The organism is Streptomyces sp. NBC_00988 (assembly GCF_045162645.1).
Taxonomy (GTDB): Bacteria; Actinomycetota; Actinomycetes; order Streptomycetales; family Streptomycetaceae; genus Streptomyces.
In genome coordinates this window covers 4,364,635-4,384,577 of sequence record NZ_CP108730.1, presented here as the reverse complement: position 1 = coordinate 4,384,577, position 19,943 = coordinate 4,364,635, and the positions used below count along the sequence as shown (strand labels likewise).

Below are 19,943 nucleotides of genomic sequence, written 5' to 3'. Positions count from 1 at the left end.
TCACCGGCCCCCCGTCGCTTCGGTACGCGACGGGGGGCCGGTGCGCGTTCAGTGTCCGGGGGTCCCGCGTTCCTCGCGGATCTGGCTGACGACCCTGGCCACGGACTGCCGTACGGACTCGGTCTCCGTCAGGAAGTGCCAGTAGTCGGGGTGGCGGCCCTCCAGCGTGGTGATCGCGCGGTCGAGGCGGGCTACGGCGTCGTCGAGGGGGCGGGCGTGGCGCGGTTCGGGTGTGGTGCGGCCGGACATCGCGAGGCGCTGGGCGTCGCGGATCGCGAAGCGGGTGCGGTCGATCTCCTGCTGGGGGTCCTTCTGTACGGCGTTCAGCCGGCGCAGCCGGTCACCGGCGGCCGACACGGCCTCGTCGGTGGTGTTCAGCAGCGCCCGTACGGTCGACAGCAGGGACGTGGCGTCCGGCCAGCGCTGCGCGTCCCGGGCGGCCTGCGCCTCCTTCAGCTTCAGCTCGGCCTGCCGTACGTTCTCGCCGGCCTGGTCGGGAACGTGCTGAAGGTCCTGCCAGCAGGCGGCCGAGAACCGCCGCCGCAGTTCACTGAGTACCGGGTCGACCTGACCGGCGCGGGTGGTGAGCGCCTGGGCGCGGGTGCGGAGGGAGACCAGCCGGTGGTCGATCTCGGCGGCCCGCTCGGGCAGCCCGTCGGCCTCGGCCCGGATGGCCTCCGCCTCCCGGGCGACCTGCGTGGCCCGCTCCAGCGTCTGCGGTACGCCGTGCTGCCCGGCGCCCTGGTTCAGCTTGGTCAGCTCCGGCCCGAGCGCGGCGAGCCGGGCGGCCAGAGCGTCGGCGCGCAGCCCCGACGCGCGGACGGCGTCCAGGGCGTTGCTGGCCGCGAGCAGTGCCTGCCGGGCGCGCTCGACGGCGGGCGCCAGCCGGGCGAGCTGGGTCTCGGCCTTGCCGAGCAACGGCCCGAGCCCGCTCTCGAACCGGTCCAGCTCCTGCTTGACCTGGCCCAACTGGTCCTTGGCTGCGGTCAGTTCGGTACGGGCACGGTTCGCTGCCGCGGCCTCCAGGTCGTCGCGGTCGAGGTCGTGCGCGTCGACGGCGTTGATGTACCGGCCGCTGGCCTCGTCGATGCGGCGGCCGAGCGCCTCGAAGTCGGTGACCGCGCGGCGGGCGGCCGGCGTGTCGTCGACCGCGGTGATGGTGTCTATCGAGATCCGCAGATCCCGCTGGGCGGTGTCCAGCTCGTAGAACGCGGCCGCCGCGGCGTCCTTCGCCGCCTGCGCCTCGGCCCGCTGACTCTCGGCCCGCCCGCCGAACCAGCGCCGGGTCCCGCCGCCGGCGAACGTGGCGGGGAGAGCGAGCACACCGAGAAGCAGCGGGAGGCTCATCACCGCGAGGGTGTCGAGAGCGGCACGGGCGGTGGCGCTGCCGTGCCGCGGCCGTGTGAGCGGCGAATACGGCTGCGCTGGTGTCGCCGTCACATCCCTCTCCCGTGTCTTCCATCCTGACCGTTGTCATTCTCCCACCGGTAGAGGACGAACACACGGGCCGGTCAGTTCGCGTTCCGCACCGTGACTTTCCCGTCGCCGGTGTGGGCGGTCACCACATGAGAACTCGACGAGTCCCGGGGCACCGACACATCCACCGATCCGTCGCCGGTCTTGGTGGTCACGCGGTACTCGGCGGCGCCCGTGGGCAACGCGATCGTCACGGACCCGTCGCCGCTGTCGGCCTCCACCAGGTCGGGTACGGCGCCGAGTTCGAGGTGCACCGATCCGTCACCGGTGGTCGTCCGCACCTGCCGGGAGGACACCTCGGCGTGCACGGACCCGTCCCCGCTGTGCAGGGTCAGCGGCCCGGTGGAGTCGGTCACGTGGACGGACCCGTCGTGCGTACGGATGCTGAGCGCGTCCGCGAACCCCCGGGCCCGCACACTCCCGTCCCCGTCCTCCACCTTCACGGCGACCCCGCGCGGCACCTCGATCCGGTGCTTGACCGAACAGTCGGCGATCACCCCGGAGCACTTCGTCCGCAGCACCAGCCGGTCGCCCTTCATCACCCAGGTCACCTTGGGATCCGACCCGATCGCCACGCTCCCCTGCCACCACCGGGTGACCTCGATCTTCCCGGCCGGGTTCGAGTCCGCGGCGACGACTTCCAGCGCGGAGTCGTCGGAGTCGATGGTGAGCGTACGACCGGCCAGGGCGAAGGTGCGGTGATCGGGGTGCTTGTCGTCCCCGGCGGACGCGGTACCGCAGGCGGTGGCGGTGAGGAGGAGCAGGGCGAGGGTGCCGGTGGCGGTGAGGGCGCGGGTGGTGCGGGTGCGAGCGCGGCTACGGGTGTGGGTGCCGGTGCGGGTCACGGTGATTTCCCCCTGGGACGGACGCGGAGTCCCGGTGACTCCTACGGCGCCCTTCGACCGTAGAGAGCGGCGCGCTGCGGGGGCATCCGGTGCGCTCCCGGACTCGGGGTGGGGTAAACCCCCGGGATCTCTCCGTGGGGATACGGGTTTGCAGGACAGGCCCCCCGGCAATGTAGGCTGTCGACTCGTCCTGGGCGCGTAGCTCAGGGGTAGAGCGTCGCCCTTACAAGGCGAATGTCGGCGGTTCGAAACCGTCCGCGCCCACCAGGATAAGCAGCAGGTCAGAGGCCTTCCGGAGAGATCTCCGGGAGGCCTCTTTCCGTGGCCGGGGTCCGCGGGGATCCCGAGGGCCTGGGCACCGGCGACATCGGCCACCGGATTGTCACCGACCATCCGGACCCGCCCGGGAGACCCGGCCCGGTCCAATCGTGGCCGCCCCCAGGGCAACCGTGTGCCGGACGGAAACCCGGTGGCTGCCTGATGTGCGGTTCTGTACCTTGCCCTCATGACCGACAACCGAAAGGGCAGTGCCGCGTAGGCGCCCGTCCGCCCTGCGAGGCGAAGTCCCCGTCCGGCACGCGAGCCGACGACGGTATCCGTCCATCGACCGCCTGTCGGGCTCCTGCACGGCTGATCTGCGGCGGCTCGAACGCTCCCGTTTCCTGCCCGCCGAGACCGCCGAGGCGTTCTGGCACTGGAAGGCCCTTGCCCACGGGCCGCTCAGGCTGATCGCGGACCCGGTGACCGCCAACCGGTGTGGCATTCCCGGCTGTTGCGACATGGGGTACTTCCGCGATCACCTCGAAGCCGTGCTGCACGCCCTGCCCACGAAGAGCGCACGAGAACTGCGTGCCCTCGTCTCCGCCCTCGACGACAAGATCCTGATGCGGGCCAAGGCCATTCAGGTCGGCGGTCTCGGCGTGCCGTGGTGGCGGGATCAGCTTTAGCTCGTCCTGCCGTTGAGGAGGTCGGCGTAACTGCGGGCCTGGTCCGCGGCGTTGTGGTGCCAGGTGGACTGGGTGTGGTGTTCGTCCGCCAACGAGGGTTCCGCGGTGGTGAGTTCGTCGTAGATGGCGGATATCTCGTCGTGGACCGCGGCGATGGCGAGCCGGTTGGCGCGTACCGCGTCCGCGTGGCCGCGGTGGGTCTCGATCAGGAGTGGGTCGTCTCCGATGGGGGCGGAGGTCGGGCCGTGGGCGTGCAACTCACCGTATTCGTCGTTGAGTTGGGTGGCCCGGGCGTCCAGGTCCGTGCGGCGGAGGTGGAGGGCGGAGCCGCGGGCGCGCAGGCTGGCCTCGTAGGCGTGGGAGCCGGGGTAGCGGATCGCGTCCAGGCCCGAGGTGACCGCGTGCGGCCGGTCGGGGCGCAGCCTGGCGTAGCGGGCGTCCGCCTCGGCCGCCACCTCCAGCGTCTTCAGTTCCGGCGGCAGGGCGCTGCGTCCGATGGCCGCCCAGCCGTGGACGTCGCTGTACCACTTCTCGTGGGCGGACTGCCGGGTGATGCCGGCGGCGTCACCGATCTGGTTCCACGTGGTGCCGCGTTCGCGCTCGGCGACCACCGCCTCCCGTACGACGTCGTCCATACGACGCTGGAGCTTCAGGGCGGTACGGAGCAGGTCACCCGGCGCGGGGTCCGGCTCGACCGGTACGGCATCCAGTACGGCGTCGGCCAATTGACGGAGCGTCAGGGCCAGGGCCACGCGTGACTCGTCGCGCGGCGACAGCCTGTGGAGCTCGGGTGAGGCCGGTACGGGTATGGAGGACGCGTCTTCGGCATCGGTCATGACCGTCAGGCTAACCCTGACACTTCCCTTGCCGGAGTGGGGAGTTGAGGCCATGGCGAGTGTCACGGCTGTCGCAGGGGAGTCGGCAGGCCCGCCTCGATCGTGTCCAGGAGGCGGTCCAGTGCTGCCAGTCGGTCGTGTCCCAACGGGCCCAGGGCTTTCCGTAGAGCCTCCTCTCCGGCCGCCGTCCCCGCCGTCAGTGCCTTGGCGCCCTTCGGTGTGAGGTGGATCAGCTTCGACCGGCCGTCTTCGGGGTCCGGCGTCCGTTCGATCAACCCCTCGCGCTCCAGCGCCTCGACGGACTGGGTGACCGACCGGGGGGCCTGGCCCAACTCCTGCGCCAGTATCGACTGGCGTACGGAGCCCCGGAGTTCGAGCACCTGGAGGACCTTCGTGCGGGCGAGGGAGAGACCGGCGGCCGTCATGGTGTCGTCGACCGTCTTGCGCAGGTGGTGTGCGAGGGACAGATAGCGCAGCCCGACCTTGGCGGGAGTGGGGGCGGGGGCGGTGGTCGGGGTGTGGTCGCGCGCCGTCATTGTTCCTCGGTCCTCGTTTCCGTCGTTTCCTTCGGGCTTCATTGGTGAGGTACCTCATCGAGTGTTACGTTGTTCGTGGACTTGATGAGGTACCTCAATAATACGGCCAGGAGGCGAATCGTATGGCTGATCGCATGGCTGACCAGCCGCCCGTGATCGTCATGACCGGTGCGACGAACGGTATGGGTCGGCTCGCCGCGTTCGAGCTGGCTCGGCGTGGTGTCCGTCTCGGTGTCGTCGCCCGCAGTCGGGCGAAGGCGGACGCGTTGCGGGAGGAGATCGGGCGGCTGGTGCCGGGCGCCTCCGTGGATGTCTTCCTGGCGGATCTGTCGTTGCTCGCCGAGGTGCGACGGGCCGGCGAGGAGATCGCCGCCCGGTATCCGCGGATCGACGTACTGATCAACAACGCGGGCCTGCACGCCTTCTCCCAGCGGGTCACCTCCGAGGGCTACGCCGAGATGACCGCCGTGAACTATCTCGCGCCCTGGGTCCTCACCGACGCCCTGCGCGAACGGCTCGCGGCGTCCGCGCCCGCCCGGATCGTCACCGTCGCCTCCCGGGCCTCGACGCGAGCCGGTGTCCTCGACCTGCCCGCCGACCTGACCGATACGGCGGAGTTCACGCGTCGCGGTTCGAGCCTGCTCTACGGCCGCTCCAAGCTGATGGACATCATGTTCACGCAGGAACTCGGGCGCCGGCTGAAGGGTTCGGGGGTCGCCGTCACCTGTTGCTGCCCCGGGTTCAACACCACCGGTCTGGGACGCGAACTGCCCCTCGCCGGAGCCCTGGAGAAGGTTCTCACCTCGCTGCACATCGGCGATCCCCAGCACGGTTCCGACATCATCGTGAAGCTCGCGACCGACCCCGATCCCGCGTTCGCCGAGAGTGCCGGCGGGTACTTCGCCGCCAAGGGTGCGAAGGCTCTGCGCTGCCCTGAGGCGGGGCGCGGCGAAGCCGTTCAGGGGGCGCTGTGGAAGGCCACGGCCGAACTGGTCCAGGGTGTCCGTCGTCCGCACGGCCTCTGAACGGCGGCTTCGTGCGGCGGTCTCGCGGTTTCCGGGGGTGATGGGCAGGATGGGCGCATGAGCGAACCTGGCACGACCGCCTCGGGCTCCGTGTTGTCCCTGTGGTCGAAGGACTCGGTGTTGTCGATCGGCTCGGTGGGGTCGGTGCTGTCCATCGGGTCCGTCGGGTCGAGCCTGTCCGTGGGGTCGATCGGGAGCGCGCTGTCGGTCGGGTCGATCGGCTCGGCCCTGTCGTTGGTCTCGGCCGGGTCGTGGCTGAGTACGGGGTCCGTGTTGTCCGCGCAGTCGCGGTGGTCGGTGTTGTCGTGGCGTTCGACACGCGGCTTCCGGGCTGTCGGTGCCGGTGCCGTGGGGGCCGTGACGGTCCTGTTGGTGGCCCAACGGGCGCTGCGAAAGCCGTAGTTGAGGGCGGCGGAGCTGCCCTGGTCCCCTCAGTCGCCCTTGTCGTCCGCCGGAGGCGTCTCGTGGGCGTGCTTCAGCTTCATGCGTGTCTCCACGCGCTCCGTCGCCGCGACCTCCGTCCAGAAGCGGTGGCCGCTGACGAAGACCGCGAGTTCGTGCTCGCGCTGCCGGAGCTTCTCCACCTCGGCCTGTTCGTCGGGCGTCCAGCCGGGCGACGCGGGGCGCTCCACCTTGCGCCAGCCGCCCACGTCGCTGAACCCGTCCAGGGGCTCGACCGACCAGGGCAGCCGCTTCAGCAGGGCCGACAGCTCGTTTCGGACCTGATGCAGCTCCTCCTGACCGGCGAGGAGGTCACTCGGGAAGTCATAGGTCGTAGCCACGCGCTAATGCTACGCCTGTTCGAATTTGAGTCGCGAGTTCCTTGGGGGACTTCACACGATCGGGTTTGCGGGGCCGGTGTCCGGAGCGACTAGCGGTACTGGTCCCACTGCGGGCTGAGTGCGATCTCCCGGAGCTGCTCCATCGTGAGAGCCGGGGTCGGTAGGCGTGGCGTGCCGTGGTGGCCGGGGTTGTAGGCGCTGATCACGACACGGAGACCGTCGGTCCGCACGGTGTCGACGGTCCACAGCGCGCTGGCCGCGACCCCCTTGTCACCGGACTCCTGGCGGGTGGTGACCCTGGTGCCGTCGGGCAGGGTCTCGGCGTCGGCGCCGTACAACTCGTCGGCCGTGGTCGGCATGACGTGCTGGATGTCGACCCGTACCGTGCTGTCGATCTCGGCCACGTTGTTGGTCCTGCCGTCGTGGACGAAGACGCACGGGTAGTCCTCGTCCTCGTACAACACCTGGACGTTCTTGGGGAGGAGCGGGACGAGGGTGTCCAGGACGGCGCCCCCGGTCAGCCCGCCGTCCTCGCTCGGCGTGGGCGCCGCCGCCCACTCCTTCCTCTTGCCCTCGTCATAGGGGCCGACGGCCCGCCGCCACACCTCGGACGTGACCAGCTTCTTCAACTGGGCACCGGACAGCGGTGGTTCGGCCCGACTGACCGGAGCGCCGTACCCGGCGGTGGAGTTCCACTCGGTGACGGAGATGTACTGTCCGCTCGGGGTGAGCAGGGCGGCCGACCACACCTTGGTGTCCGTGCGCCGGTCAGTGGGATCTGTGTACGTCTTGAGCAACGTGATCCGCGTCTTGTCGGGCAGCTCGCTGGTGACGCAACTGTCGAACTCGGTCTGGGTCGTGTCCGGGCAGCCGATGGTCATCTCGGCCTGGACGCCCGGCTCGAAGCTGGTGAGGCCGATGCCGATGGCCGCCGGGCCGTTGCCGTCGTCGTAGACGACCTCCGCGTCCGGACCGGTTTCCGCGCCCATTTCCTTCCGCTCGGTGACCCTGCCCTCGGGCAGCAGGGCTGTGAGCGTGGCGAGCAGGTCGGCCCTGGACGTGGGGACGGACGTCGGCGTCGCGGGGGAGTCCCGTGCGCCGGGTGTGGCGTCGCCCCAGGGCCCGAGCAGTGCCCCGACCACCCCGACGAGCGCGATGCCGACCGCACCGGCCACCGCGGCGGCCCGCCGCCGCAGGCGCCGGCTCCGGTCGCCGGGCCGTGCTGCGGACTGGTCCTCGTCGTGCTCTTCTGACATGGCGGAACCACCGTTTCTCGAAGCGACGCGAGGGCCGTCACCCGGCCACCACACCAGTCCGACCCACGGCATGTGGCGCGGGTTGCGTGCTCCGGACGGCGAGAACCGAACTGGTCGAGGTCTACGCGGAACAGGCATGCGGCGGTCATCCGCCATACCTCCGGGGACCGTTCCGCGTTCATGTCGGGGCGCGGGGCCGGCCGTGTGCGGTGTGAGCCGAGTGTCAGTGGGGCCGCCTAGTGTGCTCGGCATGGACGTGGAACTCGTACGGCTTCAGCCCTGGGGTGAGGGTGACTTCTGGTTGCTGGAGCGGAACAACAGCCTTGAGATGACCGCGCACTTGGGCGGTCCCGAGAGCGCGGCGCAGCTTGATGCCCGGCATCGGCGGTATGTCGGGCTGGAGCGGGGGCGCATGTACCGGGTCGAGTTGGCGGGGAGCGGGGAGACCGTCGGCTCGATCGGGTTCTGGGAGCGGGAGTGGCGGGGCGAGTCGGTGTGGGAGGCCGGGTGGGGTGTCCTGCCCGAGTTCCAGGGGCGCGGGCTCGCTGCCCGGGCGGCCCGTGCCGTTGTCGACGTGGCGCGGGCCGATGGGCGGCACCGGTATCTGCATGCCTTTCCGGGCCTTGGCCATCCCGCGTCGAACTCGGTGTGCCGGAAAGCCGGGTTCACCCTGCTCGGTGAGGTGGAGTTCGAGTACCCCAAGGGGTGCTGGATGACCTCCAACGACTGGCGGGTCGACCTCCAAGGGTGATCCCGCCGGCCGTTTGACGGGGACCCGTCCGTCAGTTGGTGGTCGGAATCTCCAACTCCCTTACCAGCCTTGCTGTTACCGGCACCGTGATGCCCTGCCGTTCCGCCGCCCGCAGCAACGCCCCGCCGATCGCGTCCAGTTCGAGCGGGCGGCCCGCCTCCGCGTCGCGCTGCATCGACGACTTGGTCTGCGGAGGGAAGGTGTCGTAGCGCGCGAGTGCCCCCTTCGGGTCCGACGGGCCGCCGTACGAGCGGCTCACCGCCGCCGTCTCCTCCAGCAGGGCCGTCAACTCCTCGCGGTGGCGCGTGCGTACGTCGCCCAGGGGAAGGGCGTAGCGGGTGGTGAGGAGGGCGAGAGGGGCCAGGAACGTCATCTTGGCCCAGAGCGCGGCCGTTTCGTCGGGCAGGACCTGGGTCTTGGGGCCGGCCGCGCGCAGGGCTGCCGCCAGTGTGTCCAGGCGGTCACGGGGGACCGTGTCGCCTGTCAGGTCGATCTCCGCGAACGGGCTGCCGTGCTCAATCACCCCTGGGGCGGTGCGAGTTGACTCGACCCGGATGATCGCGGGGGCGACCTGGGTGGGGGTGTAGTGGGCGCGGAGGTGCGTCGGGTGTTCTACGCCGTTCAGGAACGGGACGAGGAGGCCGTCACCCAGGGTCTTCGCCGGGACTCGGGTGAGGGCCCCGTCCAGAGTCGTCGCCTTGACCGTGATCAGGCAGGCGTCTACCGGTTCGCGCAGTTCCGTGTCCGCCTCGACCGGGGCCGTGAAGTCGCCGAAGCGGGCGCTGTGGACCCGGATTCCGTTCGTACGGAGGGTGTCGGCCGTTTCTTCTCCGGCCAGGCAGATCACCCGGTGGCCGGCGCGGGACAGCAGCGCCGCGAGCAGGCCGCCTACGCCGCCGGGGCCCAGTACCGCCACGGTGAGTTCGTTGTTCGCCATGTTGTCGCGTCCTCTCGTCGGTCGGCCCCGTGAACGGTGGCCGCCTCGGAGGGGATCATCGCAGGTGTGTTCGGGAGAGGAGCGGCGGTATCGCTTCTGACGCGGGAGACTGGACGTATGTGCCGCAGTATCAAAACGCTTCGACCGCCCGCCCTGCCCGACGAGGCCACGGAGGAGGAGGTTCGCGCCGCCGCGTTGCAGTACGTGCGCAAGGTCTCCGGATTCCGGGCGCCCGCCGCGCACAATCGCGAGGTCTTCGACCACACGGTGGATGTGATCGCCGAGGCCACAGCCGAGCTGCTTGCCGGGCTTGAGGTGAGGGGAGCGGGCACTCCGCGGGGAGCGTAGTGATCAAAGCGCGGGCCCGGTGGGGGCTGGTTGCGCCCGCGCGGCGGAGCCGCATATTGATACAGCCTCGCGCCCCTAAAAAACCCACGCGCGCCTCTGGTCCGTAGCGAATCTGCGGGCCGGTGGGGGCTGGTGGCGCCCGCGCGGCGGAGCCGCACATTGATACAGCCCCGCGCCCCTGAAGAACGGACGCGCGCCCCTGATCCGTAGTGAACGCGCGGGCCCCTAGGAAACGAACGCGTGGCTCTGGCCCGTAAGGAATCCGCGGGCCGGTGGGGGCTGGTCGCGCCCGCGCGGCGGAGCTGCACATTGATACAGCCCCGCGCCCCTGAAAGACGGACCCGCGCCCCTGACTCGTAGCGGAGCCGCGTCCCTGAGAAACGGGCGCGCACCCCGATCCGCAACGGACCCGCGCCCCCGATCCAAAACGAACCCGCGCCCCCGAGCCGTAACAAACCCGCCCCCTAAGGGGCGCTGACCTCCGCCGCCACTCCCGGCTGCCGGCGCATCACGAACGCCGCCCCCGCCCCCGCCCCGAACAACGCCACCAGCGACACCCCCGTCGCCAGCCACGTCGCGCCCAGCCACTGTGCCCCGTAGTACCCGAGGGCCACGCTGTACGCCGCCCAGGACAGGCCCGCCAGGGCCGACCAGGGGAGGAAGTCCCGGGCTCGGCGGTGGGCGGCGCCTGCGCCGAGGGAGACTACCGAGCGGCCGGCGGGGGCGAAGCGGGCCAGGATGACCAGGGCTCCGCCGCCGCGGGCCAGGGCCAGGCCGAGACGTTCCTGCGCGGTGGTGAGGCGGCGGGAGCGGGAGATCGCGCGGTCCAGGCGGGCGCCGCCGCGCCAGGCCAGCCGGTACGCGACGAGGTCGCCCAGTACGGACGCGGTCGCGGCGCACGCGATCAGCGCCAGGATGCTGGGGACCTCGTGCGGGACGGGAACGGCGTCCGCCGCCGCGCCGGTGCCCGCTGCCGCCGCCGTCGCGGCCGCGATGACCAGGACACCGCTCGGCAGAACCGGCAGGAACACATCAAGGAGTACGGACAGGGCGACCATGGCGTAGATCCATGGGCTGCCGGTCAGCGACCCCACACTCTCGAACAACGCGTCTCCCCGTGAACTCCCCCGTGGGCCGCGGCAAAGACGGCCAGTGACAGCCATACAGCGTACGCCTGGGTGGGTACAGGAGATTCACGGGGGGCGCGTGTGATCCGCACAGCGTGTTCACCCGGCTGCCCTGTCCCGAGGGGCGGGGCGGGCTCGCATCCCGTAGCAACGTAAAGGGGATCTAAACGCACCTGAACGTGAGGAACGGTACACATCATGGTGGCAGGCATATGCGCGGGCGCCGTCGTCGCGGCTCTTCTGGCGAGCGGCGGAGGAGGAGGCAGTGGTGCTCCTGACGGGTACTGGATGCGGACGGACGCCCGGTTCGCTCCGGTCGGCGCCCTGGTGCCGTCGGCGGCGGTGACGTACGACAGCAAGTTGGTTCCCGCCGCCGCGTGGATCCAGGTGAGTCAGCACATCACGGTTGGTGGTGCTACGACCGTGCGGCTCAAGGTGGATGGGATGGTGCCTGGGCACGCGTACGGCGTCCATGTGCACCAGAAGCCCTGCGGCGCCGACCCGGCCGCCGCGGGCGGGCACTTCCAGCACAAGCCGTCCACGGACCCGGCCGCCACCAACGCCGACAACGAGGTCTGGCTCGACTTCACGGCCGACGAGCACGGCGCCGCCGAGGCGAGCGCCCGGCACGACTGGGGCTTCCGGCAGGGCGAGGCGTCCTCCGTCGTCATCCACGACATGCCCGGCAGCCACACCCGCGCCGCCTGCTTCACGGTGCCGTTCGGCTGGGCTCCCTGACGCGACCGGCCGGTGCCCCTGGGAGGGGGCACCGGCCAGTCACGCGGTAGGTCAGGCGGCTACCGGCGCCTGATCCGCCGTCGTCCGCTCACCGGCCGCCGTGGCGGACCGCTTCGCGAACAGCCGGTCCACGCCCAGCGCGCCGGACCCGGTGAACACCAGCAGCAGGAAGGCCCAGCAGAACATCGCCGAGGCCTCGCCGCCGTTCTGGATCGGCCACAGGGCCGCCTGCTGGTGGACGTCGAAGTACGCGTACGCCATCGAGCCCGAGGTGATCAGTGCGGCCACGCGGGTGCCGAGGCCGAGCAGGACGAACGTGCCGCCGACGAGCTGGATCACGGCCGCGTACCAGCCGGGCCAGGTGCCCGCCGCGAGGGTGCCGCCGTCGGTGCCGGCGGCGCCGCCGAGGATGCCGAAGAGCGAGGCCGCTCCGTGGCAGGCGAAGAGCAGGCCGACGACGATCCGGAACAGGCCGACGGCGTACGGCTGGGCCCTGTTGAGGCGTCCGTTGATGTGAGGGGTCACGTGGGGGGTGCTCCTTCGGTCGGGCCGGTCCGGGTCGCGGACCGGTCTGGGGGACGAGCCGAGTGAGCGATCAACGTTAGGTGAACCTAATCAATGCTTGCAAGTTCAACATTTGGCCACTGTTCAGCTTCCGTTTGCGGTTCCGGTTCGGCCGTCGCCGCACGTAGAGCCGCTCTTGCCACCGCGTCGGCATCCGAAAGCGTGACCGAATCCACCCCTGGACGAGCGCCCGCCGCGGTCACCCAGTGCACGCCCTCCGTGGGCACCCCGAACGCGAACAGCCTTGCGTGGACGTCTCCTTGACGGTCGATCAGACGGTACGGACGTGGTGTTACGTCGAGTCCTCCCGTTTCGTAACCGTCCACCGTGTGCGGCCGGCACCGGCCCGTCCTCAGCAGCCGGCCGAGCAGTTGGTCGGCGGTACGGCGCAGATCCGGTTCGGGGAGTCGCGCCTCTATGAGGGTTGTCACACGTACCGCCGAGCCCGGCACCTCCGGGGAGCGCGCCACCCAGGCGCCGTCCGCCTCCCGCACCTCCAGCCGCGGCCCGAGCACCTCCACCACGCCCGCCGCCACCAGCGCGGCCAGTTCCTCGATACGGCGCCGGGGCGGGCCGATGGACAGGAACGCGTTGAGCGGCGTGTACCAGCGGTCCAGGTGGTCACGGCGGGAGGCGCCGGCCAGACCGCCGTGGTCGACGACCAGCCGGAGTTCGTTGCGCAGATCGCGCAGCACGTCCAGGGCCGCCTTGAGCGGGCCGTCCACATTGCCGAGCGCCGCGTGCTCGGCGTCCTCCCGCAGATACGACAGCAGCCAGTCCCGCCAGGCGGTGGGATGCGCGAGATCGGCTTCCGTGTACGGGCGGGACAGCCGGTCCCAGCTCCAGCGGTCGGCGGCCTCGATCCTGAACTCGTCGAGCAGCAGGGCCTCTTGGGGGTCGCGGTGCGGGACGGCGAGGAAGCGCTCGGTGAATTCCGTCAACTCCGGGTGCCGGGAGGGCCGTAGCAGCGCGGTGTAGTAGGTCGTCTCGACCTCCTTCGCCACCAACGGCCATATCTCCGTGAGGAATTCGGGCGGTTCGGCGGAGTCGGCGCGTTTGCGGAAGGCGGATATCGCCTCGGGAGTGAGGACGAGGGGGGTGTGGCGGCCGTAGGGGCCCTTCGCGTTGTCGCCGCGGGCCTGGTACGGGATGCCTCGGCGTGAACCGGCGTACAGGCGGGGCTCGTTGCCGGAGGGGACGTAGCGCAGACCGCCGTTCTCCAAGCGGACGAAACGGCCGCCTCTGCCTGTCGTCAACAGGGCTGTGTGGTCGAAGAAGTTGAGGCCCAGGCCGCGCAACAGGACTGGTTCGCCGGGCCGTACGACGGACAGGTCTACGTCGGCCGGGTTGGCGGGCGGGATGTGGCGCAGGCCGTGGCGGTCGGCGTAGGAGGTGAGGCGGCGGTGGGTGGTGTCCGGGGTCGTCGGGAGGTGGCCCTGGGCCAGGACCACGGCCGAAAGGGCGGACAGGGTACGGCCGTTGTCCAGGGTGAGGGCCTGGTGGCCGTCCGTCGTGTCGTCGAGGCGTACCGCGCGTGCCCTGTGTGTCGCGACCTGGACGGACTCGGGGGCCTCGCGGACGGTGCGGGCGAACACCCACTCCAGGTAGCGGCCGTAGTGGGCGCGGGTGGGGTAGTCGTCCGGGCCCAGTTCGGCGGGCGCCCACTCGTGCAGGCTCGGGCCGGGGCGGACCGGGCCCGAGCAGTCGACGCTGGCGTCGGTGAAGAGGGTCACCTGGGAGGCCACGGTGTTCATCAGCAGCTCGGGGGACTGCGCGGAGCGCCAGACGCGGCCGGGGCCCGGGGGTGCCGGGTCGACGACGTGGACGGTGAGCCGGGTGCCGGGCGGGAGGAGGTCCGGCGCGGAGGCGCAGAGGCGTTCCAGGACGCTGGTGCCGCGCGGACCGGCGCCGACCACGGCGACCGAGACGGAGGCCGGGGTGGGGGCCGGTTCGCCGTCGGACGCGTTCACTGCAGACAAAGGGGTGACTCCCGGGCGTGTGGGGGCGCAATGGAGCAGACCGCCCACTGGGAAAGCGGACGGCCCGCCTCATCATGCCCCGACCGAGGTCACGAGGGCGTCAGCGGGGACTCCTCCACGGTCTTCAGCGTCCCGTCCGCCCGCGCCTGCTCCAGCCGGAGCCGGGCCGAACGGCCGTGCAGCGTCAGGGTCATGAGCTGGTTGCCGAACCAAGGGCCGCCCGTCTTGCGCCACTTGACCGACGGGTGCGGGCAACGGCCGTGCCGGGCGAGGCGGCGGCCCAGGCCGCGCGCGACCGCGCTCCAGCCGAAGCGGAAGCCGACGCGTATGTAAGGGGGGATGGAGTTGTGGACGGGGGAGCAGGTCAGCTGGAGGACGCGCGAACGCGGGCTGCCTGTCTGCCACTTGGGCTCCGCGACGTACGCGTGGTGTACGTCGCCCGACAGTACGAGCACCGACGCCGGCGCCCCGTCTCCCGTCCCCACCTCGGCGATCAGGTCCGCCAGGTTCTCGAAGGACTCCGGGAACGCCGCCCAGTGCTCCAGGTCGGCCGCCCGGCGCAGTTTCTCGCCGAACTCGGCCCAGCGGGCGCCCCGTTCGCCCCGGCACAGGGCCGCGTCCCAGGACTCGGCGTCGTGGATGAGGTGGGGCAGCAGCCAGGGCAGGGAGGTGCCGATGAGGAGGTGGTCGTAGGAACCGGGGTCCTTCAGTGCCTCGGTGCGCAGCCAGTCGGCCTCGCCGGGGTCGAGCATCGCGCGGTTCTGCTCGTCGAGGACGCGGGCCGCCCTGCTGTCGACCATCAGCAGGCGGACGCGGCCGAAGTCGCGCCGGTAGCTCCAGCGGACGGTGGCCGGGTCGGCGTCGGCGCGGCAGGCGAAGGCGCGGAGTTCGTCGGTGCCGTCGGGGGTGTTCCGGACCGCCAAGTAGAGCGGATCGGCGGCGAGTTCGGCGGGGGAGAGGTTCCCGAGGTGCTGGTGCACCCAGTACGACATCAGGCCGCTGAGCAGTCGCTCGCGCCACCACGGGGTGGCCCGCATGTCCGACAGCCAGGCGGCGCTGGTGTTCCAGTCGTCGATGACGTCGTGGTCGTCGAAGATCATGCACGACGGCACGGTGGAGAGCAGCCAGCGGATCTCCGGGTCGAGCCAGGACTCGTAGTAGAGGCGCGTGTACTCCTCGTAGTCCGCGACCTCGCTGCCCGGCGGCTCACGCAGGTCGCGGCGGGCGGAGAGCCAGTGGCGGGTCGCGTCGGAGACCTCGTCGGCGTAGACCTGGTCGCCCAACAGGAGGAGTACGTCCGGCCGTTCGGCCTTCGGGTCGCGGGCGATGCGCGAGGCCAGCGTGTCCAGGGCGTCCGGGCCCACCGGGTCGTGGTCGTCGGCGGGCGGCGCGGCCCAGCGGCAGGAACCGAACGCGACACGGACCGTACCGTCGGCGTCCGGGGTGTGGATCACGGACGGCGGGAAGGGGGAGTCGGGCAGCGGCCACACGCGCGTACCGTCCAGGAACACGTCGTACGGTGTCGACGTCCCCGGCGTGAGGCCCTCCACCGGCACCAACGCGTAGTGGTGGCCCGCCACTTGGAAGGTCCGGGCGGTGCCCCGGGCGCCGTCCGCGCAACGCACCTCGGCGGTGCACGGACGGCTCGCCTCGACCCAGATGGTCGCGGACGAGCCGTCGGCGTAGCGAAGCAGTGGTCCAAGATTCAGTCCGGCCACAGGTGATCACCCGCCCCTTGTCTGGTCGGGCTCGCCTCCGGCTCGCCCTCCTCCGTCGCCCCGTACGGTACGGAACGACGGAGGTCAGCGACTAGGTTCCGCGGATGACCACTTGACTGCGGGGCTCAGCAACCGCTGAGCACCGAGGTGAGCTTGGCCTTCTCGGCCGTGTCGACCGAGAGGTCGTAGTAGTACTTCACCTGGACCCAGGCACGGACGTAGGTGCAGGCGTACGAGGCGAGCGGGGGCATCCACTCGGCCGGGTCCTGGTCGCTCTTGGACTGGTTGACGTTGTCCGTGACGGCGATCAGCTGCGGCCGGGTGATGTCGTTGGCGAAGCCCTGACGCGCGGCGGTGGTCCAGTTGCGGGCGCCGGAGTCCCAGGCCTCGGCGAGCGGGACGAGGTGGTCGATGTCCAGGTCGGAGGCGGCGGTCCAGGTGGCGCCGTCGTAGACCGAGTACCAGCTGCCGCTGGTCGCGGTGCAGGCGGAGTTGGTGACGACGTTCGTACCGTCCCGCTTGAGGACGTACTCACGGGTGTTGCAGGTGCCGCTGATCGTGATCCAGGTGGGGAACAGGTCACGGTCGTAGCCGGTCCGGACCTCGGTGGCCACGGTGAGCGAGGCGAGGTAGGTGCGGGCGGTGGCGGCGCTGACCGGGGTGGGAAGCGCGGCGGAGGCGGTCGGGCCGTTGAAGAGCCCGGCGAAAGCTATGAATCCGGTAAGAGCCGCGAGTATGCTCAGTCGTCGACGCGCGTAGAACTTCGGCATACGAACTCCCTTGTGGTGTGGGGGTGTTGGAGTGCGAGCGGGGAAATGCTCGCGGTGCCGTGTTGCGGGAAGGTGTGCGTCCGGTAAGAAGCTAGTGACGTGTTCATGACACAACAAGGGGTACGGCGAGACTTTCCTCACGGCTGGGCAGAGCTGGTCCTCGCGTACAGTGGATGGCGCAGAAGGGGAGTAGCTCTTCGCCGGACCGTCGACATACTGCTCAGCTCGTCTGAGCCGGCGCCCGGAGGCAGGTTCATCTCGCAGGTGGGATGGGTCGGCCAGCGAGACCTTCGGTAAAGCAGTGCACTAGTCGTTTTTCGTGTGCGCTGCCGTGCCGAGGTGTCCGCGGACAGCAATCACACTCTCGGTGGGGCAGCCCCGACCGATTGAGGAATCTTGATCAGCATCAGTGTGACGGCGCTCGTCTTCGGCGTCGTCTTTCTCGCCGAACTCCCCGACAAGACCGCGCTCGCCGGACTCGTCCTCGGCACCCGTTACCGCGCCTCGTACGTCTTCGCCGGTGTCGCCGCCGCGTTCCTGCTCCATGTCGTGCTCGCGGTGGCGGCGGGCAGCGTACTGACGCTGCTGCCGCAGCAGTTGGTGGCCGCGGTCACCGGTGTGCTCTTCCTGGGCGGGGCCGCGGTGCTCCTCTTCAAGAAGGGCGAGGACGAGGAGGAGGTCCGCAAGCCGAAGGACCAGTCCTTCTGGCGGGTGTCCGGTGCCGGTTTCATGCTCATCCTGATCGCCGAGTTCGGTGACCTGACCCAGATCATGACGGCCAACCTCGCGGCCCGTTACGACGATCCGTTCTCCGTCGGGCTCGGTGCGGTACTCGCCCTGTGGGCGGTGGCCGGGCTGGGCATCGTGGGCGGGAAGGCGCTGATGAAGCGGGTGCCGTTGAAGTTGATCACGCAGATCGCGGCGGTGCTGATGCTGGCGCTGGGGGCGTGGAGTCTGTGGGAGGCCGTGAGCGCGTGACCCTGCGCGGGGGGCTCGCGAGGGTGCCTTCGGTGCGGGCGCGGTGAGCTGAACGGTGGGTGAACTGTTCCGGGGGGTGGTGGCGCGATGCCGGTCCTGTTTTGTACCGTAGGGAAACAAAGTGGTTCCCGTCCGTTTTCCCTGACCGGCGGGCGGGGCCACCTTGTCCCTCCGGGGGTCGACCGGGGTGACCAGGTCGACCGACGTACACCTCTCCCGTTCCTTGGAGCCTGCCGATGACGGCCACCACCGTGCTCACCGCCCGTGCCCTCCTGCTGGACATGGACGGAACCCTCGTCGACTCGCACGCCGTCGTCGAGCGGATCTGGCGGAACTGGTCCGACCGGCACGGGCTGAACGCGGACGAGGTCATGAAGGTCGTGCACGGCCGGCAGGGGTACGCGTCGATGGCGCTGCTGCTGCCCGGCCGGCCCATGGAACAGAACCACGTCGAGAACGCCCGCATGCTCGCCGAGGAGACCGCGGACGTCGAGGGTGTTGTGCCGATCCCGGGCGCGCCGGAGTTCCTGGCGTCTCTACGGGGTCTGCCGCACGCGCTGGTCACGTCGGCGGACGTAGCCCTGTCCACGGCCCGGATGGGCGCGGCGGGGCTGGAGTTGCCGGAGGTCCGGATCACCGCCGAGTCCGTCGGCGCGAGCAAGCCCGACCCGGAGGGCTTCCTGAAGGGCGCGGCCGAACTGGGCATCGCGCCTGCGGACTGCATCGTCTTCGAGGACTCGGGGGCGGGTATCGCTGCGGGGCGCGCGGCGGGGATGCGGGTGGTGGGGGTCGGGCCGCAGGCCGGGTTCCACCGGGCGGATGTGGTGGTGCGGGATCTGCGTGAGGTGCGGGTGGAGGACGCGGGGGACGGGGAGATTCGGCTGCACGTGGGGTAGGGGGTGCGGTTTGGGGGCGTGATCAGTGGGGCGGGGTGGGTGGCGCGTCGGTTGTGCCTCCTGGGGTTGTCTTGCGGGTGCGGCGCCGTGGGGGCTGGTCGCGCAGTTCCCCGCGCCCCTTTAGGGGGCTGTCTCTCGGGGGGTGTCCTGCGGGCCTGTGCGTAACCCCGGCGCTCCCCGCAAGCCCCGGTGCCCCCGGCAACCCGGCCCATCCCGCAATCCCGGCCCCCGCAGCCCTGTCACCCAACAACCCCGGCACTCCCCACAACCCCGGCGCCTATAAGCCCCCAGCCAGCGCAGCGTCACGGCTCGGTCGTTTCCGATTCCAGCCGCGCCCGCGTAGCCGCCCCGTACACCCCCAGCGTGTCGGACGTGATGCCTCGGGCCACCTGGTAGGTGCGTACCGATGTCTGGACCTGCTTGTCGAAGATGCCGTTGTCGGGGCCGGTGTAGAGCCTCAACTGGGTCAGGCGGAGCTGGAGTTCGGTTACCTCGGGGCCTTCGTCGCCGCGTTGGAGGACCGGGTTGGGGGTGCTGCTGCTCTGGCGGTTCGTGGCGGAGGACGTTGACGTGGACGTGGTGGGGGTCGGGGATTTGCTGGCGTTCGCGGACTTGGACGCCGTAGCGGACGGGGTCGACGACGCCGTCGGTGACGGGGTCTCGCTGAGTGACGGGGTCGGGGACGCCGACGTCGATTGTGCGGACGTAGAACCGCTCGTGGACGGTGTTGCCGGTGCCGCGCTCTTCGACGCCGTCGGGACGCTCGCCCGTACGCCCTGAGGGGCCGCCTCGTCCCGGGACGGTGTCTCGTACGAGAACATGCCGCTCGCGAAACCCGCCACCGCGGCCACCGCCACGACGGCTCCCGTGACGGCGAGGAGGACGGTGCGGCGGCGGTGGCGGCGCGGGGAGTCCTCGTCGTCCGTGAGGGGGTCCGGGGTGTCCCCGTCCCCGTTGCCGCTCCCGCCGTCCGCGAACAGGCTCAGGTCCGTCGGGATCGGGAGGACCGACGTCTCCTCCTGAGGAGCCGGTGCGGCCGGTGAGGGTGTCACCGCGCGCAGCAGCATCGTCTCCTCCACCGCCGGCAGCTGCTGGGTCTCACCCTCGGGAGTCGCCGGTGTCACCGGTGCGGGCGTCTGCTCCTGCGGGTTGCCGTCCAGTTCCACATACGGTCTGATCCGCAGCGGGTCGAAGTCCTCCGCCGCTGCCGCCTCCGCCGTGCGCGCGTCGCGCAGCGCGTCGGACGCTCGTTGGGTGCAGGCGCAGGACGGGGAGCCGTCGGCTGCCCGCGGTGCCCCGCACTGCGGGCATATGTGGCCCTTCGCCTCGTTCACGTGTTCGTCCCTCCCCGTCGAACTCCAGAGGTTATGCGGATCTCCTTCACGTCGTCTCCTCCGACCCCCGGAATGACAGCTTCCAAACGGACTCAACAGG

The 19,943-nt window shown here is 70.8% G+C and carries 21 protein-coding genes and 1 tRNA gene; 9 read left to right on the top strand and 13 right to left on the bottom strand.

Annotation, left to right across the window (positions count from 1 at the left end; all coding sequences use genetic code 11):
* Window positions 1–48: 48 nt before the first annotated feature.
* Window positions 49–1,440: a hypothetical protein gene (locus tag OG496_RS19975; protein WP_405971841.1), complete on the bottom strand. Its 1,392-nt coding sequence runs from the start codon at window positions 1,438–1,440 to the stop codon at window positions 49–51.
* Window positions 1,441–1,511: 71 nt separating this feature from the next.
* Window positions 1,512–2,321: a DUF4097 family beta strand repeat-containing protein gene (locus tag OG496_RS19970; RefSeq protein WP_405971840.1), complete on the bottom strand. Its 810-nt coding sequence runs from the start codon at window positions 2,319–2,321 to the stop codon at window positions 1,512–1,514.
* Window positions 2,322–2,513: 192 nt separating this feature from the next.
* Between OG496_RS19970 and OG496_RS19965 the strand changes: the two genes are divergently transcribed.
* Both OG496_RS19965 and OG496_RS19960 read left to right on the top strand, forming a co-directional pair.
* Window positions 2,514–2,588: transfer RNA gene (locus tag OG496_RS19965), tRNA-Val, on the top strand.
* Window positions 2,589–2,848: 260 nt separating this feature from the next.
* On the top strand, window positions 2,849–3,268 hold the full coding sequence (locus OG496_RS19960; RefSeq protein WP_399395041.1) for a hypothetical protein: 420 nt from the start codon (window positions 2,849–2,851) through the stop codon (window positions 3,266–3,268).
* Here OG496_RS19960 and OG496_RS19955 read toward each other — a convergent pair.
* Window positions 3,265–4,104: a hypothetical protein gene (locus tag OG496_RS19955; protein WP_405971839.1), complete on the bottom strand. Its 840-nt coding sequence runs from the start codon at window positions 4,102–4,104 to the stop codon at window positions 3,265–3,267. The genes OG496_RS19960 and OG496_RS19955 overlap by 4 nt on opposite strands.
* Window positions 4,105–4,166: 62 nt before the next feature.
* Window positions 4,167–4,640, bottom strand: a complete 474-nt coding sequence (locus tag OG496_RS19950) for a MarR family winged helix-turn-helix transcriptional regulator (RefSeq protein ID WP_405971838.1) — start codon at window positions 4,638–4,640, stop codon at window positions 4,167–4,169.
* A 134-nt stretch (window positions 4,641–4,774) separates the two neighbouring features.
* Between OG496_RS19950 and OG496_RS19945 the strand changes: the two genes are divergently transcribed.
* Together OG496_RS19945 and OG496_RS19940 are read left to right on the top strand one after the other, a co-directional pair.
* On the top strand, window positions 4,775–5,665 hold the full coding sequence (locus OG496_RS19945; protein ID WP_405971837.1) for an SDR family NAD(P)-dependent oxidoreductase: 891 nt from the start codon (window positions 4,775–4,777) through the stop codon (window positions 5,663–5,665).
* 57 nt (window positions 5,666–5,722) lie between these two features.
* On the top strand, window positions 5,723–6,067 hold the full coding sequence (locus OG496_RS19940) for a hypothetical protein (protein WP_405971836.1): 345 nt from the start codon (window positions 5,723–5,725) through the stop codon (window positions 6,065–6,067).
* 29 nt (window positions 6,068–6,096) lie between these two features.
* Here OG496_RS19940 and OG496_RS19935 read toward each other — a convergent pair whose 3' ends face one another.
* The gene (locus tag OG496_RS19935; RefSeq protein WP_405971835.1) at window positions 6,097–6,447 is read right to left on the bottom strand and encodes a hypothetical protein; all 351 of its coding nucleotides are present in this window, start codon (window positions 6,445–6,447) and stop codon (window positions 6,097–6,099) included.
* Between the two features lie 89 nt (window positions 6,448–6,536).
* On the bottom strand, window positions 6,537–7,703 hold the full coding sequence (locus tag OG496_RS19930; protein ID WP_405971834.1) for a hypothetical protein: 1,167 nt from the start codon (window positions 7,701–7,703) through the stop codon (window positions 6,537–6,539).
* A 250-nt stretch (window positions 7,704–7,953) separates the two neighbouring features.
* On the opposite strand from OG496_RS19930, the gene OG496_RS19925 reads away from it, so the two are divergent.
* On the top strand, window positions 7,954–8,454 hold the full coding sequence (locus OG496_RS19925) for a GNAT family N-acetyltransferase (RefSeq protein ID WP_405971833.1): 501 nt from the start codon (window positions 7,954–7,956) through the stop codon (window positions 8,452–8,454).
* Between the two features lie 31 nt (window positions 8,455–8,485).
* On the opposite strand, the gene OG496_RS19920 is transcribed toward OG496_RS19925, so the two are convergent.
* Window positions 8,486–9,391 (bottom strand): ketopantoate reductase family protein, encoded by a 906-nt coding sequence (locus tag OG496_RS19920; protein WP_405971832.1) that lies wholly within the window; start codon window positions 9,389–9,391, stop codon window positions 8,486–8,488.
* A 117-nt stretch (window positions 9,392–9,508) separates the two neighbouring features.
* Between OG496_RS19920 and OG496_RS19915 the strand changes: the two genes are divergently transcribed.
* Window positions 9,509–9,739, top strand: coding sequence for a DUF2277 domain-containing protein (locus OG496_RS19915; RefSeq protein ID WP_405971831.1), 231 nt, complete (start codon window positions 9,509–9,511; stop codon window positions 9,737–9,739).
* A 464-nt stretch (window positions 9,740–10,203) separates the two neighbouring features.
* Here OG496_RS19915 and OG496_RS19910 read toward each other — a convergent pair whose 3' ends face one another.
* Entirely contained in the window at window positions 10,204–10,845 is a 642-nt protein-coding gene (locus OG496_RS19910; RefSeq protein ID WP_366491119.1) for a VTT domain-containing protein, read from the bottom strand.
* Between the two features lie 219 nt (window positions 10,846–11,064).
* Here OG496_RS19910 and OG496_RS19905 point away from each other — a divergent pair, with 219 nt between their 5' ends.
* Complete coding sequence (locus OG496_RS19905; protein ID WP_366491120.1) at window positions 11,065–11,604, top strand: superoxide dismutase family protein; 540 nt, start codon at window positions 11,065–11,067, stop codon at window positions 11,602–11,604.
* Between the two features lie 51 nt (window positions 11,605–11,655).
* On the opposite strand, the gene OG496_RS19900 is transcribed toward OG496_RS19905, so the two are convergent.
* From OG496_RS19900 to OG496_RS19885, 4 genes are all read right to left on the bottom strand, one after another.
* A complete protein-coding gene (locus OG496_RS19900) occupies window positions 11,656–12,117 on the bottom strand; it encodes a DoxX family protein (protein WP_366491391.1) in 462 nt (153 codons plus the stop codon).
* A 98-nt stretch (window positions 12,118–12,215) separates the two neighbouring features.
* Window positions 12,216–14,138, bottom strand: a complete 1,923-nt coding sequence (locus tag OG496_RS19895) for an FAD/NAD(P)-binding protein (protein WP_405976649.1) — start codon at window positions 14,136–14,138, stop codon at window positions 12,216–12,218.
* Window positions 14,139–14,236: 98 nt separating this feature from the next.
* Window positions 14,237–15,865 carry an alkaline phosphatase D family protein gene (locus OG496_RS19890; RefSeq protein WP_405971830.1) on the bottom strand — a complete coding sequence of 543 codons (1,629 nt, stop codon included), beginning with the start codon at window positions 15,863–15,865 and terminating at the stop codon, window positions 14,237–14,239.
* 125 nt (window positions 15,866–15,990) lie between these two features.
* The gene (locus OG496_RS19885; protein ID WP_366491123.1) at window positions 15,991–16,635 is read right to left on the bottom strand and encodes an HNH endonuclease family protein; all 645 of its coding nucleotides are present in this window, start codon (window positions 16,633–16,635) and stop codon (window positions 15,991–15,993) included.
* Between the two features lie 396 nt (window positions 16,636–17,031).
* On the opposite strand from OG496_RS19885, the gene OG496_RS19880 reads away from it, so the two are divergent.
* Together OG496_RS19880 and OG496_RS19875 are read left to right on the top strand one after the other, a co-directional pair.
* Window positions 17,032–17,613, top strand: coding sequence for a TMEM165/GDT1 family protein (locus tag OG496_RS19880; protein ID WP_366491124.1), 582 nt, complete (start codon window positions 17,032–17,034; stop codon window positions 17,611–17,613).
* A 236-nt stretch (window positions 17,614–17,849) separates the two neighbouring features.
* Window positions 17,850–18,509: an HAD-IA family hydrolase gene (locus tag OG496_RS19875; RefSeq protein ID WP_405971829.1), complete on the top strand. Its 660-nt coding sequence runs from the start codon at window positions 17,850–17,852 to the stop codon at window positions 18,507–18,509.
* Window positions 18,510–18,811: 302 nt separating this feature from the next.
* Here the strand turns inward: OG496_RS19875 and OG496_RS19870 are convergent, their stop codons facing one another.
* The gene (locus OG496_RS19870) at window positions 18,812–19,843 is read right to left on the bottom strand and encodes a peptidoglycan-binding protein (RefSeq protein WP_405971828.1); all 1,032 of its coding nucleotides are present in this window, start codon (window positions 19,841–19,843) and stop codon (window positions 18,812–18,814) included.
* Window positions 19,844–19,943: the final 100 nt, after the last annotated feature.

Excerpts from the sequence above, each read along its gene's own strand:
- OG496_RS19945 (WP_405971837.1), top strand. The coding sequence starts at position 4,775 with ATGGCTGACCAGCCGCCCGTGATCGTCATGACCGGTGCGACGAACGGT.
- OG496_RS19875 (WP_405971829.1), top strand. The coding sequence starts at position 17,850 with ATGACGGCCACCACCGTGCTCACCGCCCGTGCCCTCCTGCTGGACATG.
- OG496_RS19915 (WP_405971831.1), top strand. The coding sequence starts at position 9,509 with ATGTGCCGCAGTATCAAAACGCTTCGACCGCCCGCCCTGCCCGACGAG.
- OG496_RS19950 (WP_405971838.1), bottom strand. The coding sequence starts at position 4,640 with ATGACGGCGCGCGACCACACCCCGACCACCGCCCCCGCCCCCACTCCC.
- OG496_RS19930 (WP_405971834.1), bottom strand. The coding sequence starts at position 7,703 with ATGTCAGAAGAGCACGACGAGGACCAGTCCGCAGCACGGCCCGGCGAC.
- OG496_RS19925 (WP_405971833.1), top strand. The coding sequence starts at position 7,954 with ATGGACGTGGAACTCGTACGGCTTCAGCCCTGGGGTGAGGGTGACTTC.
- OG496_RS19905 (WP_366491120.1), top strand. The coding sequence starts at position 11,065 with ATGGTGGCAGGCATATGCGCGGGCGCCGTCGTCGCGGCTCTTCTGGCG.
- OG496_RS19920 (WP_405971832.1), bottom strand. The coding sequence starts at position 9,391 with ATGGCGAACAACGAACTCACCGTGGCGGTACTGGGCCCCGGCGGCGTA.
- OG496_RS19940 (WP_405971836.1), top strand. The coding sequence starts at position 5,723 with ATGAGCGAACCTGGCACGACCGCCTCGGGCTCCGTGTTGTCCCTGTGG.
- OG496_RS19885 (WP_366491123.1), bottom strand. The coding sequence starts at position 16,635 with ATGCCGAAGTTCTACGCGCGTCGACGACTGAGCATACTCGCGGCTCTT.
- OG496_RS19955 (WP_405971839.1), bottom strand. The coding sequence starts at position 4,104 with ATGACCGATGCCGAAGACGCGTCCTCCATACCCGTACCGGCCTCACCC.